Annotated in this window: 14 protein-coding genes and 1 tRNA gene; 12 read left to right on the top strand and 3 right to left on the bottom strand. The window is 54.7% G+C overall.

Annotated features, from left to right (window positions below):
• Positions 1 to 97 precede the first annotated feature (97 nt).
• From lpxK to ABQ298_07830, 3 genes are all read left to right on the top strand, one after another.
• Complete coding sequence (gene lpxK, locus ABQ298_07840) at positions 98 to 1,315, top strand: tetraacyldisaccharide 4'-kinase (protein ID MEQ9824279.1); 1,218 nt, start codon at positions 98 to 100, stop codon at positions 1,313 to 1,315.
• Positions 1,316 to 1,456: 141 nt separating this feature from the next.
• Positions 1,457 to 2,683 (top strand): nucleoside monophosphate kinase, encoded by a 1,227-nt coding sequence (locus ABQ298_07835; GenBank protein ID MEQ9824278.1) that lies wholly within the window; start codon positions 1,457 to 1,459, stop codon positions 2,681 to 2,683.
• A gap of 56 nt (positions 2,684 to 2,739) precedes the next feature.
• Complete coding sequence (locus ABQ298_07830) at positions 2,740 to 3,738, top strand: RluA family pseudouridine synthase (protein MEQ9824277.1); 999 nt, start codon at positions 2,740 to 2,742, stop codon at positions 3,736 to 3,738.
• 34 nt (positions 3,739 to 3,772) lie between these two features.
• Here ABQ298_07830 and ABQ298_07825 read toward each other — a convergent pair whose 3' ends face one another.
• Positions 3,773 to 5,593: a PAS domain-containing protein gene (locus ABQ298_07825; GenBank protein MEQ9824276.1), complete on the bottom strand. Its 1,821-nt coding sequence runs from the start codon at positions 5,591 to 5,593 to the stop codon at positions 3,773 to 3,775.
• A gap of 203 nt (positions 5,594 to 5,796) precedes the next feature.
• Here ABQ298_07825 and ABQ298_07820 point away from each other — a divergent pair, with 203 nt between their 5' ends.
• The 6 genes from ABQ298_07820 (at position 5,797) to ABQ298_07795 (ending at position 10,786) form a co-directional block, all read left to right on the top strand.
• Complete coding sequence (locus ABQ298_07820) at positions 5,797 to 7,113, top strand: 3-deoxy-D-manno-octulosonic acid transferase (protein ID MEQ9824275.1); 1,317 nt, start codon at positions 5,797 to 5,799, stop codon at positions 7,111 to 7,113.
• A 39-nt stretch (positions 7,114 to 7,152) separates the two neighbouring features.
• A complete protein-coding gene (gene lexA / locus ABQ298_07815; GenBank protein ID MEQ9824274.1) occupies positions 7,153 to 7,782 on the top strand; it encodes a transcriptional repressor LexA in 630 nt (209 codons plus the stop codon).
• A 155-nt stretch (positions 7,783 to 7,937) separates the two neighbouring features.
• Positions 7,938 to 8,014, top strand: a tRNA-His gene (locus ABQ298_07810).
• 181 nt (positions 8,015 to 8,195) lie between these two features.
• Positions 8,196 to 9,020 (top strand): M14 family metallocarboxypeptidase, encoded by an 825-nt coding sequence (locus ABQ298_07805; GenBank protein ID MEQ9824273.1) that lies wholly within the window; start codon positions 8,196 to 8,198, stop codon positions 9,018 to 9,020.
• A 70-nt stretch (positions 9,021 to 9,090) separates the two neighbouring features.
• A complete protein-coding gene (locus ABQ298_07800; protein MEQ9824272.1) occupies positions 9,091 to 9,744 on the top strand; it encodes a histidine phosphatase family protein in 654 nt (217 codons plus the stop codon).
• Between the two features lie 388 nt (positions 9,745 to 10,132).
• Positions 10,133 to 10,786: a peroxiredoxin-like family protein gene (locus ABQ298_07795; protein ID MEQ9824271.1), complete on the top strand. Its 654-nt coding sequence runs from the start codon at positions 10,133 to 10,135 to the stop codon at positions 10,784 to 10,786.
• A 41-nt stretch (positions 10,787 to 10,827) separates the two neighbouring features.
• Here the strand turns inward: ABQ298_07795 and ABQ298_07790 are convergent, their stop codons facing one another.
• Positions 10,828 to 11,865: a glycoside hydrolase family 43 protein gene (locus ABQ298_07790; protein ID MEQ9824270.1), complete on the bottom strand. Its 1,038-nt coding sequence runs from the start codon at positions 11,863 to 11,865 to the stop codon at positions 10,828 to 10,830.
• A 197-nt stretch (positions 11,866 to 12,062) separates the two neighbouring features.
• Complete coding sequence (chrA, locus tag ABQ298_07785; GenBank protein MEQ9824269.1) at positions 12,063 to 13,256, bottom strand: chromate efflux transporter; 1,194 nt, start codon at positions 13,254 to 13,256, stop codon at positions 12,063 to 12,065.
• Positions 13,257 to 13,398: 142 nt separating this feature from the next.
• Between chrA and ABQ298_07780 the strand changes: the two genes are divergently transcribed.
• Genes ABQ298_07780 through arsB form a run of 3 tightly spaced genes read left to right on the top strand, consistent with a single transcriptional unit; the run spans position 13,399 to position 15,408 of the window.
• Positions 13,399 to 13,818 carry a metalloregulator ArsR/SmtB family transcription factor gene (locus ABQ298_07780; GenBank protein ID MEQ9824268.1) on the top strand — a complete coding sequence of 140 codons (420 nt, stop codon included), beginning with the start codon at positions 13,399 to 13,401 and terminating at the stop codon, positions 13,816 to 13,818.
• Between the two features lies 1 nt (position 13,819).
• Positions 13,820 to 14,299 (top strand): arsenate reductase ArsC, encoded by a 480-nt coding sequence (locus tag ABQ298_07775; protein MEQ9824267.1) that lies wholly within the window; start codon positions 13,820 to 13,822, stop codon positions 14,297 to 14,299.
• Positions 14,300 to 14,316: 17 nt separating this feature from the next.
• Complete coding sequence (gene arsB, locus ABQ298_07770; protein ID MEQ9824266.1) at positions 14,317 to 15,408, top strand: ACR3 family arsenite efflux transporter; 1,092 nt, start codon at positions 14,317 to 14,319, stop codon at positions 15,406 to 15,408.
• The last annotated feature ends 60 nt before the right edge of the window (positions 15,409 to 15,468 follow it).

The following is a 15,468-nucleotide window of genomic DNA, read 5'->3' as shown; positions in this document are numbered from 1 at the left end:
TGACCTTACTTTTTTCGCATCGTGCGTCGAACGAACCTGAAAAAATGTGACATCAGCTGAAGTTCATTCCGCCAGATCATCAAGTGAACCACAACAGATGAAGAGTCGTTTTAAGGATCGAGTTGACGAAACACTCAGGGGCTTCGAGCAATTTACGGTTGATGTGATTTACGACCGGCGTCAAGGCGGAAAAGCGACATGGTTCGCACTTTTTCTCAAAACTTTGTCCTATCTTTACGGCTCCATTGTCGCTTCTAAATTGTTTTTGTACAACCACATGGTGTTCAAGAATCAGCCGTTGGGCTGTCTCGTGATTGTGGTGGGCAACCTCACGGTTGGAGGCACGGGAAAGACTCCGATTGTGGAGCGAATTGCGAAGACCCTCGCCGCGCGCGGGCGTTCGGTATGCATTCTGAGCAGGGGTTACAAGAGCAAGAAGGAACCCAAATGGAAGCGGGCCTGGAGAGCGATAACGCATGGCAAGGCTCCCGAACCCAAGGTGGTGAGCAACGGTCGCCAGGTGCTGCTGGATTCGCGCTTTGCCGGGGATGAACCCTACATGCTGGCAAAGAACCTTCCGGGTGTGGTGGTTGTCGTCGACAAGAACCGTGTGATGGCGGGTGCGTATGCCATCAAGAAATTTGGTGTGGACACGCTTATCCTGGACGACGGGTTTCAGTACCTGCCGCTCAAGGGCAGATTGAATCTGGTGCTTGTGGATAAAAACAATCCATTCGGCAATGAGGAACTCCTGCCACGAGGCATCTTGCGTGAGCCGATTCGCAACATTCGGCGTGCATCTTATGTCTTCATCACCAAATCGGACGGGACTGATTCGAGTGCCCTGCGTCAGCAGATCCTCGCCCACAAACCTGATGCCGACATCATCGAATGCACGCATCGACCGACGAAGCTCTCCCGGATCGACACGACGGAGGAGCAGGAATTGCAGGTGTTGCAAGGTCGCAGGATTGCGTGTTTCAGCGGCATCGCGGTGCCCGAGAGTTTTGAGAAGTTTCTTATCGATCTTGGAGCTGACCTGGTGCTGAAGGAACGGTTTCTGGATCACCATCGCCTGTCAGACTATGAACTCTCCAGCATGTATGATCGCTTTTCCAGTGCGGGTGTTGATTGGGTGATCACCACCGAAAAAGATGCTGCGAGGCTTGATGTGGGCTATAAACCTCCTCTGACGACCTTTTACCTGCGGCTTGAGATCGACATCCTTGACGGAGCCGACGATTTTGAGCAGGCGATCAATCGCATTTGCTTCCCCAAAAAAGACAAATTGAGACCCACACTGGTGAAGGGATGATGCCGGGGCTGGTTCGGGTGGAACCGCAGGGCACTGTTATTGAGCAGATACGGATGGCTGGATTGGCCTTTTCAGATCGAATGGATTTACGGATTTTCGGCTCTCCCGCTTGACTTGACCTGATCTGCAAGTGCCGTCTTAATGGAACGTTTTGACCCTAAGCCCAACGACACTGTGAAGAACGAAGCAATCAAGTCACACGAGGATGTAGAGATCAAGGATGCCGCCCTGATCTTCAACTCGGTATGGAAAAAACTCCTGGCCCAGCACGGAGAGGAAAACATGAGTTTTCCAAAGGAGATTTTCTGGCTCAACGGAGCACCGGGATCCGGCAAAGGAACCAATACCCGCTTCATCATGGACACGCGCTCCATCACAGCCGATCCTATTGTCGTGAGCAGTCTGTTGAAGACGCCGGCGGCTCGAGAGTTGATTGATCGCGGAAAACTCGTTGGGGATCGTGAAGTGACCGAGATGGTCTTTGACGAGCTGCTCAAACCGGAGAACCAGAAGGGCGTGATCGTGGATGGTTATCCGCGCACCCAGGTGCAGGTGGACTGCCTCAAAATGCTCTACGTACGTCTGAATGAGCTGCGCTCCAAATACTTGGGCACCGATCATTCTCAACGCTTCCGTCGACCCAATTTTCACATCGTTGTCCTGTTTATCGATGAGAAGGAGAGTGTGCGGCGTCAGCGCAAGCGCGGTGAAGAAATGATCGCGCACAACCAGAAAGTGGAAGCCTCAGGAGTCGGCACACTTTACGAAATTCGTAAAACCGACCTGTCGGAAGCAACTGCACTGGGTCGATACAATACCTTCAAGTCGATCACGTATGAAGCCCTGAAGTCGCTTCGTGAGGAGTTTTATTATCACTACATCGATGCCTATGGGACGATTGATGAGGTGCGTTCCCGCATTCTGGACGAACTCGAGTATCAAAGTTCGCTTGAGCTAGACGAAGCTACGAATGATCGCATTTCGGTGATTCCCGTTGCTCAGCAATTGGTGGCGCATGCGCGTCAGGATCTCGTCAGTCGTCTCGACAATTATGAGCGGCATCACCAGGATCTGTTTGCAGAAGTGGTGCGCTTGATTGATGAAAATTTCATGCCGATCATCATTCGCCATGCGATTTCCGGCATGGCCATCGTGAATTCGGAGGATCGACTCTTTCGGGATGCTTTGGCACTGGCCATGTTGATCGATATTTTTTCAGAGCGTGGTTACCATGCTGTTGCCGATATTCACAAGGTGGAGGTGCCGATCCGCATCGATCCGCAAACCCATCGCATTGAAAACACCGTCAAGCGTATCTATCGATTTACGATTCGTTTCCAGGGGACCGAAATCCGTCGCACCCGCTGAATGCAGTGGCAGTCGGCTCCACTGGCGAACTGTTTTCCTGACCTACAAGCCCCGTCATGAGTTCGCATGCCAGTTCAGCTTACACTTCCTTTCTTGAGCAGACTGCCAGTTGCGCCAGTGGAAAGGAACGCGTTGACCGCTACTTGTCTGTGCTTTTCCCGGAGCTGAACCGCTCCCAACTGCAGCGGGCGCTGAGGGATGGGCGAGTCAGCGTGAACGGGAGAGTGATCCTGAAAAAACAGGGCATTTTGCCTGGAGATGTGATTCGCATTCTCCTGCAGCCAGAACCTTCAGCAGTTCCCCATGCCGTGCCCATTCCACTGGATGTGCGTTACGAAGATGAGTTCATCATTGTGGTGAACAAACCTGCGGGCATGGTCACTCATCCGGGCAGTGGAACGGGCGATGATACGTTGGTTCATGCATTGCTGCATCATTGTAACGGCCAGCTCAGCATGCTCAATGGTGAAGATCGTCCGGGCATCGCTCATCGCCTGGACAAGGATACTTCGGGCTTGCTGGTTGCTGCCAAAACCGATGATGCCCTGAGGACTCTCATCGAGTCCTTTCGAAACCGACAGCCAGACAAGCGCTACCTTGCCATTTGCAGCGGAGTCCCGTCGACCCAATCGGGCATCTGTGACGGTGCAATCAGCCGCCACCCGGTTCATCGCCTGCGCATGGCAGTTCTGGCACAAGGCAAAGCAGCGCAGACCGATTGGCAGTTACTGGCGCAGAGTGATAACGGTCAGTTTTGCCTGCTGGAGTGCAAAATCCATACGGGACGGACACATCAGATCCGCGTGCATCTCAGCCACATGGGACACTGCATCGTCGGCGACAGGCTCTACGGGTTTCGTCCGGGGAATTTGAAGCACCTGAACCTGCTTGCGGAACGCCCATTGCTGCATTCCTGGAGTCTTTCACTGAAGCATCCGTCATCGGGTGAATGGTTGTCCTTCTGTGCAGCACCTCCTGATGACTTCAGCCCGTGGATTGCTGCTCTGAATCTACGGGATCGCGATCTCGCTGAGCGGCTGTCGTCTCGAGAATAAAAGGGATAATTGCGAGGCAGGGTGCCTCCTGTCTTCAGGCAGGGTATGCGGCCACCTCTACGCAGGGCAATTCGACGATGAGCTGCATTTCTCCGACCTGTGCATCGGTTTCCACGAAGCGCAGCTTTCCGCCCAGGTTGCGGGCCAATTCCTTCATCAGACGGATACTGGCCATGTGGTTTTTGAGGGAGCTGCTCGATTGCAGTTTTTGGACCAGTGGACTTTCAGGACGGTTGATGGAAGCATCGAAAAAGCGATGGGAGTGCTCGTCACCGGGGAAGCGTGTACTGATGGTCAGACGCCGCTGACTCTGAATTTTGAGCTGCTGCCCGTTGAATGTGACGGTTTTTGCCGGATCACCAGAAGATTGGGTGACTTCCGATTGAACGACCAATTCGATTTCCTGATTTTCCGCACTATTCAGGGTGATGTTGATCAGGTTGCTCAAGGCCTTCTCAAAATACTCTTCATCAGAAATGACGATGAGGTCGTTTTCGCCGCGATCAAAGCGGATTTTAGAACCTTCCTCTCCGCTGACATTGCTCGCAAGGCTGACGAGATTGCTCATCAGGTTGCCAAGGTTGAACGGGTGTTCCTGCATCGCAATTTCGGAAGTCTGAGCACTCACCAGCATCGACATTTCTTCGATCTGTGAAAGGATGCGGTTGCTCTTGGCCTGAATCGCCACGGCATACTTTTTCAGGTGTGGAATTGCCTTTTCGTCCGAGGCAATGAGTTGCGCAAGCTGCGCGATCGACTGTAAGGGTTGACCCAGCTGCGATGAAAACATCTCGATGGTTTTGGAGTCGAGTGCTTTGCCCGTTGAAGTAACGGCGCCGCCCGACTGGAGGGCCAGGGAATTTCCGCGGTTTTTGGGACGCGGTGGAGGCGGAAGCGGCTTACTGCGCACAGGTGTTGCAGTTGGTGGTTCTGGCGACTCATCTTCCCGGGCGAGTTTGAGTTTTTCGGCGGAAGGCTGGGGTGCTGCTTCGGGAGCGGGTGTCGGCTCGGGTTCTGGGATGGAAGTTTCGGCGGCGGGTTGGGGTGCGCCAATGACCTCATTCAGGAATGGCTGGAGCCGAACCATGATGATGCCAAACTCGCGGTCTGCCATCTCCAGTTCCACTTCCACGGGAAAATGGGAACCGTCTTTGCGGTGGCCTTTGGCTTTTTGAAGTCCATCCGCGTCGGAATCGGAGGAGTCCTGTTCCTCGAGAAAGATGATTTCATCAATCTTTCGATCCTCGATGTCTTGTTTCTGGTATTGAAAGAGCTCGCTCGCTTCTGCGTTCAGATCGAGAATGCGTTCTTCCCGATTGATCAGCATGAGCGGACCGGCAGGTGCCGAATCCAGAATGGTGGAAATGCGTTCCAGTTTGCGCCGGTTGTGATCCTCTTCGCTTTCCGGTTCGGAATCACGATCAGCTGTGGAATCATCAGAATCGGATGTTGCATCAGCCGACTCATGCTCCGGATCGGACTCGTCGAGGGTGAGCGTATCGCCTTCGTTGCTGTCGTGTGGTGCCTCCGGAGGCATTTCCTGCTCGCGAATTTGGGAGTTGAAGACGATGGGTTCGTCAAGCGCATCCGCGTTCGCATCGGTTGTTTCAGGCGATTTCAGCGCATCGAGCGGAATCGATCCCTCCGTGTTCGACTTAAAAAGCGAACCATCTTCGGTTGCATAATCAAACGCATCTTCATCTCGCTCCCTGGGTTCTTTCGGTGCCTTGTTCGAACCCATGTTGAAGAAGAACACAAGCAGGATCAGCACCAGTCCCAGGTGCCCCATGGCGAAGAGTGCCAGATTGTTGTGAACCAGGGATTCTATAGAACTGGCAGCGAGCAAACTGAACATGGCTGAGGTGTGCGGGCGTGTGAATTCAATGATGGATCGAGCAAGAAGCAGCTTGGCTATCTCCGGTTGTTCAGGTCACAGTGAACGGATGCGGAAGATTTTGATACCAAAAGCATCAATTTAGTGCTAATCCTTTGCAATGCAAACCTTAATCAATTGAACGCAATGCTGTTTACCGACGCTTGCCGCGCTGCTGTTGACCCATGATTTGGATCTATCGACTCCTCTTCCCTGTCCTGTTTCTGGTGGGACTTCCGTTCTACCTTTTTCGCATGCTTCGTCGCGGTGGATACGGGAATATGCTGGCTGGAAGGTTCGGGTGGTACCGCATCCCGAAACCCAGTCCGGAGAAGCGCCGGGTCTGGCTGCAGGCTGTGAGTGTGGGTGAGATGCTCGCGATTGAAGGGTTGTTGGAACGGCTGTGCTCTGTGCCAAATCTGGAACTCATCCTGTCCACAACGACCAGCACCGGATTCAAACTGGCCGGGGAAAAATATGGCTCGAAAGTACTGGCGGTGATCCCGTTTCCACTCGATTTCTGGCCTGTTGTGTGTGGAGCCTGGCGACGCATTCAACCCGATGTGTGCGTGATTACTGAAGCTGAACTGTGGCCTGAGCATTTGCACGAGGCGCGCAGGCGCGGTGTTCCGCTCATCCTCATCAATGCGCGCCTGTCGGACAAGAGCTTTCGCCGCATGAAACGTGCGATGGCGTTGCAACCGTTGTTCTACCATGCCGTTTCCCACATTGCTGCGGCGTCCGAGTTGGACGCCGAGCGCATTCTTGAACTCGGTTATCCGGCTGAGCAATTGTCGATAACGGGCAACCTCAAGTTTGATGTGGCAGATGGAGTCTCACTCTCGATGGAGCAGCGTTCTAAACTTCTCGATACCCTGTGGCAGGATGAAAACCCGGTGCCAGCTCCATTTACCCTCATCGGAGCGTCAACCTGGCCCGGAGAGGAGCGTCTGCTGCTCGATGCCGTCTGTACACTCTCCCAGCAGCATGGACTGGCGGTTCGCCTGATTCTAACTCCACGCCACGCTGAACGTCGTGCGGAGTTGCGTTCCCTGCTGCAGAACTATGGTGATGCCTTTTCCTGGCAGTTTCGGAGTCGACCGGAGTGGAAGTCAGAATCGGCGAAGCAGGGATGTCCTGTGGTGCATGTGGCGGACACGACTGGTGAGTTGAAATTCCTGTTGCAAGTGGCGGATGTGGCGGTGATTGGCCGCAGCTTCCCCCCGCACACCGAAGGTCAGACCCCGATCGAAGCCGCTGCCCTCGGAATCCCGGTTGTGTATGGCCCGTCCCTGAGTAACTTTCGTGCAATCTGTCGCGCGCTCGAGGCGGAAGGAGGAGCTTGTCGCATTCTGGAACCGGCATCTCTCAGCACGACGCTCGCAGAATTGCTGCAAGACATGGATCGACGTCAGGCCCTCAGCCAGTCGGCCAGAAGGGTGTTTAAGCGCAGCCGTGGCAGCACGGAACGAACGTTTCAGCGGGTGATGTCGTATTTTTAGCTTGCGGTTGAACGCATGTGCAATATACAAATGTGCATCATGAAGGGTATCACGAAGCGCCAACGGGAAATGCTCAATTTCATTCAGTCATTCTTGCGCGAGAATGGGTATTGGCCGAGCATTCGGGACATTCAGCACCATTTTGAGTTTGCAAGCACGAATGCCGTGATGGGACATCTGCGCGCACTCGAACGCAAGGGCATCCTCAGCCGCATTCCGGGTCAGGCCCGAACATTTCGTTTTGCGGATCAGGAGATTGATTTTCCCGGGCAGCCCAAGGCCATGCTCGACATTCCGATCTATGGGTCCATTGCCGCAGGGTATCCCGACCGTGTTGAAGCATCAGGTGAAATTGGTCGTCTGCAGATTGACATCGAAACGGCAGGCATTCGTCCAGGGCAGAACACCTTTGCTCTCAAAGTGCGTGGGGACAGCATGATCGATGTGGGAATTCTCGATGGCGATACGGTTGTCATTCAACCCGGGATTGCACGGGACGGAGACATTGTTGCTGCATTAATTGACGGGGAAACCACATTGAAGCGTTACATCCAGAAACCCGGAGCAACCCCTTACCTGAAGGCTGAGAATGAATCCTACCCGGAACTCTACCCGTTGACCGAGCTACTGATTCAGGGGATTTGCAAAGCTGTGATTCGCAATCTTTGAGGGGTATTCAGACGCGCTGCGGCGCAGAGCACAGAGATGCCATGGCCTTGCAGGGCCGAATCAAAAATTTCATCAAACTTCGAGAGTTTGTTCTTGAAATGAGAGATTTGCTCCCGTTATGTTGCACCTTCACAGGTCCATGAGGCCTGTTCGTGGTGGTTGTAGCTCAGTTGGTTAGAGCACCGGTTTGTGGTACCGGGGGTCGCCGGTTCAAGTCCGGTCTACCACCCCAGACTTTCTTTCAAACCCCGTCTACAGGACGGGGTTTGTTGCGTTACACTGCCTGCGTTTGAGGGTGAGGGATGTGAGATCCCAATCGATGACAAGTAGCGAACATGAAGTAAATGTGTTCCTGCAACTCAGGGTGAACAGTTTTGTTTTGTGCAGTAAAATCCGAAATCCCACGTGAACACTTGCCAGATGATGCCATTGGGTTTCATCAGAAGGGCATGGATGTCAATGCATTGCTGGATCGGTTGAGGGACGCAGCGCGAAGAGCCGGATTTGTCGAGTCCTGTTTTGGGAATCGAGGGGATTTTCCGCTGATTGCGTTTGAACGCAGGCCAACGCAAGCTCGGGCACGCATCTACCTCTCATCCGGGGTGCATGGGGATGAACCTGCGGGACCCATGGCGTTACTGGAGCTATTGCGTCGGAATTCCTTTCGAGATGATGTGGAGTATTCGATCCTGCCCGTGATCAATCCAGTGGGATTGCAGGCGGGGACTCGCGAAAACAGTGATGGCGTGGACATCAATCGCAGCTATGGACCTGTGCCGACAACGCCGGAGGCGAGGGCGCATCAGAGCTGGCTGGAAGATCGGCGATTCGATCTGGCTGTCTGTTTGCATGAGGACTACGAAGCCCAGGGATTTTATCTCTATGAATTGTCACCAGCTGATTTGCCCGATGCGCATGCAGCATGCACGAATTCGCGTCCTTCTCCGGCTCGAGCTTTGCTCACTGCCGGAGCAGCTCACCTGCCGGTAGAGCTTCAACCCATGATTGACGATATGCCCAATGACAAGGGGTTGATGCAGCCACCGCACGATCACCTGCATTCCTGGGTGGAGGCCTTACCGGAAGCGATCCATCTGTTGCGCCGACACACTCCGTGGTGCTTCACGACCGAGACTCCCAGTCGAGCGGCACCCATTTTGGATCGCATCGCGTGCCAGTGTGCACTGGTAAATGCTGCGATGCATTGGGTGGTGGATGAGAGCGTATCGGACACGTAGGGAAGGGGAATTCCGTGCGTTCCATTTGGAATGATTGCCTTTTGGCAAACCTGCACCACGCTGGAATTTCATGGAACAGGATCGATCCAACCGAACACAACTCGTCGTTATTCGACACGGAGAGACCGAATGGAACGTTCGCGGAATCTGGCAGGGACAGCAGAACAGCCCGCTTACAGATCAGGGCATGCGTCAGGCTAAGGCTGTGGCTGAGCGATTGAGAGAGTTTCCAGTTGCTGCAGTCTATTCGAGTGATTTGGGACGCTGTATCCAGAGTGCACAACCGACCGTTGACGCACTTTCGCTGAAACTTTCGCTCGATGAACGCCTCCGGGAGCGATCCTTTGGAGTGCTGGAGGGCATGGACAAACAGGAAAGTCAGCGACGTTATCCTGGGATTTGGGAGGAGCTTGGGCGCAAAGACATTGATTTTGCGCCAGAGGGCGGAGAGAGTTTGCGCCAGAAGCAGACACGCTTTGAAGCCGTATTTCTGGATCTGGCGAAACGCCATGCAGGTCAATGCATTGCGGTGTTCACGCATGGAGGTGGAGTGGATGCCTTGGTGCGCATGGTGCTGAATCTGAACTTGAGTGCCGAGCGAAAATACACCCTCTGGAACAGCGCCCTGAATGTCGTGACTTGGGAGGAACAGCACTGGACGTTGGATACGCTCGGTGATGTGGCGCACCTCCATGGAATGCAAAGTGCTTTTCGTGCACGATGATGGTTGAGCTGAGTTCCAAGCTGAATTTTTCACGTGAGGTTGATTGCGAATCCGAGTTGATATTTGGCAAATCATTGCATGAAAACGAACGTTAGCACGTTGATGAGAGAGTTTCCCAAAATCAGGAGAGCAGCATTTTCAGGTCAAGAAGTCATCGTGGTCACAAGAGAAGGAAATCTAATCCGTCGTTCCAAGAGGGGAATATTGGGAATTTCGGACATGACACTGTAGGAGATTGGCATGTTGGTGTTCTAGAAACGGATCGCGCTGATCACCAGGGATCGGCTGATTGTCAATAGTGCTCTGGTTGAAACCGTATGGGACTGATTTGAGTTTTTGGGGAAAAGGTGCGACTTGTCAGTCCTCTGAAACATTCAACTTCATCATCATGAATCCCATTCGAAATACCGCCTGTTTGATATCTCTTCGTCTGCTTGCGATCTGCCTGTGCATCGGTGGAACCTCTACAACACTTCATGGCGCGGCAAACACACCGCAAACCATCACCCCACTCTTTGAGGGGCTTTCTGTTCCCGATTCGGTCACTGTCTTCGATACCGATGGAACGGCTGTAGATTTGAGCGAACAGCTCAGGACCAAACCCACTGTGCTGGTGTTTTATCGGGGAGGGTGGTGCCCGTACTGCAATCAACATCTTTCGGATCTCGCAGGCATTGAAACCGAGCTGCAAAGCCTGGGTTACCAGATCATCGCGCTCAGTCCAGACAGTGCTGAGAGCCTCCAAGCCCATTTGAACAAGAGCGATGTGGGGTACACTCTGCTCTCAGATCATGAGCGCAATGCTTCGGATGCTTTCGGGCTTACCTTCAAGGTCGATGCCAGTACCCACGAGATGCTGTTGGGTTACGGCATTGACATCGAAAAGGCTGCGGGCAATTCCTCCCGTGAGCTGCCAGTGCCCGGAGTTTTTCTGATCCGTGAGGGTCGGATTCACCTCGCTTATGTGAATCCGGACTACACGATTCGCCTCAGTGGAGAGGTGTTGCTCGCCGCAGCACGTGTGGCGGCAAAGAAGGAGTGAGGGGAAGCGAAAAGCAGTTTATCTGAAGGGCACCGTAGCCATCAGTTCAAAGTCAGTTCGCGCTTGATCCGCAGGGTGTCGCCGAGATCCTCCATCTCAAAAAAGCGAGCGCGTTCGATGCGACGGTTGGGCTGATGGATCACCATGACAAGGCGACTATCGAAGGTGTTGAAGAGCATCGGGTGACCACCATCGTCGCTCCAGATCGGTTCGGCTTGCTGTTCCCACGGACCGAATACGCTGCCAGTGGTTGAACGGGCTACGCCGACGGCATACTTGGTCGGGCCGTAGCTGGACCAAAGCATGAGCAGGGTGCCATCCTTAGTGTAATGCAGCCAGTTGCCGTCGCTCACATAGGCATGGTAGCGTTTTCCCTGATACAATTCACCGATGTCGCCCCGGCAGCGGACCCACGGGCCTGCGGAGGCGTGAAAGAGTGTCTGCGGCTGTCCGATGGGGTGCGAGAGATCCTCGCTCAGTTCCACAATCTCGAAGCTGCCGTCGGTGATCTGGGCCCATTCGTGACAGAACACCATGTAGGGTACGCCGTCCTCGATCCAGAGACTGCCGTCGAGGGCCATCCAATCGTGCGGTGTCTGGGGTCCGTCACCGATGGGTTTGAAGGGACCGAGCGGGCTGTCCGCGACCAGAATCTCGGTGCCGCGCATCACGTTTTGCGGACGGCCCGCCGGAGTCGGCAGGGTCTGGTCGGACGTGATCGTGGCGAAGAGATAGTAGCGCCCGTTGTAGCGGTGTACTTCCGGTGCCCAGACAGTCTCACGACCCCAGTGGTTCTCCGGAATCTCCCAGACTGGCACTGGGTCCTCCCAGTTCTGCAGATCGCGTGTGCGAAACACCATCACGGCCTTGCGCTCAACGTCGCCGTCAAAGATGCCCGAAGTGGTTGTGCCGTAGATGTAGTAGATGCCGGTGTCGGGGTCTGGCAGCACAAAGGGATCACGGATGCGAATTTCCGTGCGTGGCGTGGTTTCGGCGGCGCCATCGGTGGCCATGCCAAGGGAGAGCGCCGCGAGCGTGAGTCCGAGACGGGTGAATGTGGGGAGGGATGCAGAAATCACGGGGAAAAGGTTGGAAAATCATTTGGGTGGGTCAATCTCAAAGGGAAAGCCTGCAGGCATCTTGAAAGTCAATCTGCATGTCGGATTTGAGAATGTTGAGGCTGGGATTGGGTGTTGGGTGGCTGGGCTGGTCAAGACCCGATGGCGCAGGGTTTCACGATCTGTTCAACTCCGTTCAGCCTCGCTTTTGTGAGTGTTCAACTCCCCCACAACAGTGCTCCGCCAAGCGCGCTGCCAATGACGATCAGCCAGGGTGGCAACGATGCGAAGCGCAGCAGGGCGAAGGCAAGCAAGGCAAAGGCAAAGCGATGGGAATCGGTGATCGCGCTGGTCCAGATGGGGTCGTAAAAGGCGGCGAGCAGCAACCCGACCACAGCGGCGTTGGTGCCCATGAGTGCGGCGCGTGCAGTGCTCACCCCTCTCAGGCGTTCCCAGTAAGGAAGCACACCCAGTACGAGCAGCCAGGATGGAAGATTGATCGCAAGCAGTGCGAGCAAGCCACCGGACAATCCTCCCGGACCTGCTTGAAGGGTCGCTCCGAGAAATCCGGCGAAGGCAAAGAGTGGACCCGGAAGGGCCTGTGCGGCACCATAGCCTGCAAGAAAAGTGTGGGAGTCCACCCATCCCTTTGCTACTGTGAGTCCGTCCAGCAGGGGCAGCAGTACATGACCGCCTCCAAAGACGAGCGACCCTGCGCGATAGAAGCCTTCGCTCGCCTCGAGCCACCCACCGAACCGATGGCCCGCCAACGGCCACGCGATCAGCAGAACCCCAAATGCAGAAAGGTAGAGCCATGCAAAACTGCGTGTGGGTTGAGAAACATGGGGTTGAGCTTCGTTTGCAGCGATCTTGTGACCGAAGCAGCGCCAACCGATGCCGGCCCCGATGAGCAGCACCAGGATCTGCCAGTGGGGTTGTTGAAAGATTAGCAGCAATGCGGCCGAACAAAGAGCAAGCAATGCGCGGTCACGGTCCGGACAGAGTGTTTCGGCCATGGACCCGATGGCATTGGCGACCACAGCGACCGCCGCCAGTTTGAGTCCAACGATCCAACCCGCAGCCTGAAGGTCGCCCAGAGCCGTCAGGCCGAGCGCAAAGCCGATCATGAGTATGGCAGAGGGTAGGGTGAAGCCAAGCCAGGCCAGGAATGCGCCGATCACTCCGCGTTGCTGGTAGCCGATGGAAAAGGCAACCTGACTGCTGGCAGGACCCGGAAGAAACTGGCAGAGTGCGACCAAATCTGCGTAAGCATCCTGTCGAATCCAGCGCAGCTTCTGCACGAAAGTCTCCTGAAAATAGCCGAGATGGGCCACCGGGCCGCCAAAAGCCGTGCAGCCAAGTTGTAGAAAATGCAGGAGTATGGATGTGAGTCGAATGGGTGGCGAACTCATGTGGATGATGGGATGCAGGGATGTTGAGCTTCGCAAGCATAGGGCGGAGTACGATGCGGTCAACTGGATGAGAGGGTTTGGTGAGCACGGTGACAGTTTCGTCACAATGAATAATTAAATTGCAGTATATACATAAAACAGTATGAACGAGTGCATGCTGACCGAAGCCATCTACAAATGTTTCTCAGACCGGCAGCGTCTGCGCATGCTCAACGTGCTGGCAGACGGTCCGCTCTGTGTCTGTCATGTCATGGATATTCTCAAATGCCCGCAGGTCCAGGCCTCGAAACAACTGGGCTACATGAAACGACTGCAGGTTGTTCAGTCCCGGCAACAGGCCCAGTGGCGGGTGTATCGCGTTGCTCCCATCGCAGAATCCCTGATTCGGGTCAACCTGGAGCACCTGCGCAGTGATTCCCCTGTTGCTTGCGAACTGCAGCAGGATCTCTGCAAGCGCAAAGCCATTGTGGAGCGCATTGCGCAGACTGGCGATCCTTGTCCCAGGTTCGTGCTGCAACCCGCAAATGAAGCGGAAATCGATGAGTCTCTTTCCCAATTCTGAAATGAAACACCTGAATAAACCTAACGTGCTCATCCTTTGCACAGGTAACTCCTGCCGCAGCCACATGGCCGAGGGCATTCTGCGAGAAGCGGTCGGCGATGCCATGACCGTGCAGAGCGCTGGCTCGAAACCGGCGGGATACGTGCACCCGCTTGCCATCGAAGCGCTACACGAGATCGGTATCGATATCTCGCATCATGAATCCAAACACCTCGACCGCTTCCTGAATGCGGGTATCGACACCGTGATCACGGTGTGCGGTCACGCAGATCAGGCCTGTCCCACTTTTCCAGGAAAGGTTTATCGCTATCACTGGGGATTTGAGGATCCACCCAAGGCGCAGCGCGCTGGGGAGAGCGAAATGGATGCATTTCGCCGGATACGTGACGAGATCCGCAAGGTGTTTGAAGCCTATGCTGCGGGATTCCTGCAAGCGTTGCACACTGGGGCTGAAGACAGGGAACTGCCACCGCAATCATGAACCACTCTGATACTTAAATGAAACCTTCAACGAACCAGCCGGGCACTTGTGCGCCCTGTCGCAAACAACTGGGCTTCCTGGACCGTTTCCTGACGGTCTGGATTTTCCTGGCGATGGCTCTCGGAGTCTCGATTGGGGCATTGTGGTCGGGTGCAGAATCCTTTCTCAATCGCTTTCAGGTAGGAACCACAAACCTACCCATTGCGGTTGGCCTGATCCTGATGATGTATCCGCCGCTTGCCAAGGTGCGATATGAGGAAATGCATCGTGTCTTTCGCAACGTGAAGGTGCTCCTGCTGTCGCTGATCCAGAACTGGGTCATCGGCCCCGTGCTGATGTTTGCACTCGCGGTCTGGCTGCTTCCGGATCACCCGGAATACATGACTGGAGTCATCCTGATCGGACTTGCGCGCTGTATCGCAATGGTGATCGTCTGGAATGAACTGGCGGAAGGTGACAACGAATACGCCGCCGGACTCGTTGCCTTCAACAGCCTCTTCCAGATTCTCTTTTTCAGCGTGTATGCGTGGCTGTTCATTACGGTGCTTCCAACCTGGTTTGGACTCGAAGGCAGCGTCGTGGCAGTGACGATGGTGGAGGTTGCGAAGAGTGTGCTGATCTACCTCGGTATCCCATTTTTCGGGGGAATGCTGACGCGCTTTGTGGGCGTGCGCTGGAAAGGCCGGGAGTGGTATGAGCAAAAATTCATTCCCAAAATCAGCCCGATCACCCTCATCGCCCTGTTGTTCACGATTGTGCTCATGTTCAGCTTCAAGGGGGAGAAAATTGTGGAGTTGCCCTTGGATGTGCTGCGCATCGCGGTGCCACTGACGATCTACTTTGCCGTGATGTTTGGCGTCAGTTTTGTGATGGGCAAACTCGTGGGAGCAGACTACCGGCAGAGCGTGACGCTCAGTTTTACGGCAGCCAGTAACAACTTTGAACTCGCGATTGCGGTGGCGGTTGCGGTCTTTGGGATCGGTTCCGGCGTGGCGTTTGCGGCGGTCATCGGTCCGCTCGTGGAAGTACCCGTGATGATTGCTTTGGTCAATGTGGCGTTCGGGTTCCGACGGTATTGGTTTGCGACGGAAGTCAGTTCGAAGGCATAGCTGTGCAAACGATCCGGGCGGAATGCTGAGTCCGGATCAGGCCTCCTGCGCTTCGGACTT

This window comes from Puniceicoccaceae bacterium (assembly GCA_040224245.1).
Lineage (GTDB): Bacteria > Verrucomicrobiota > Verrucomicrobiia > Opitutales > JAFGAQ01 > JAKSBQ01.
This window is presented reverse-complemented; position numbering and strand designations above follow the sequence as displayed.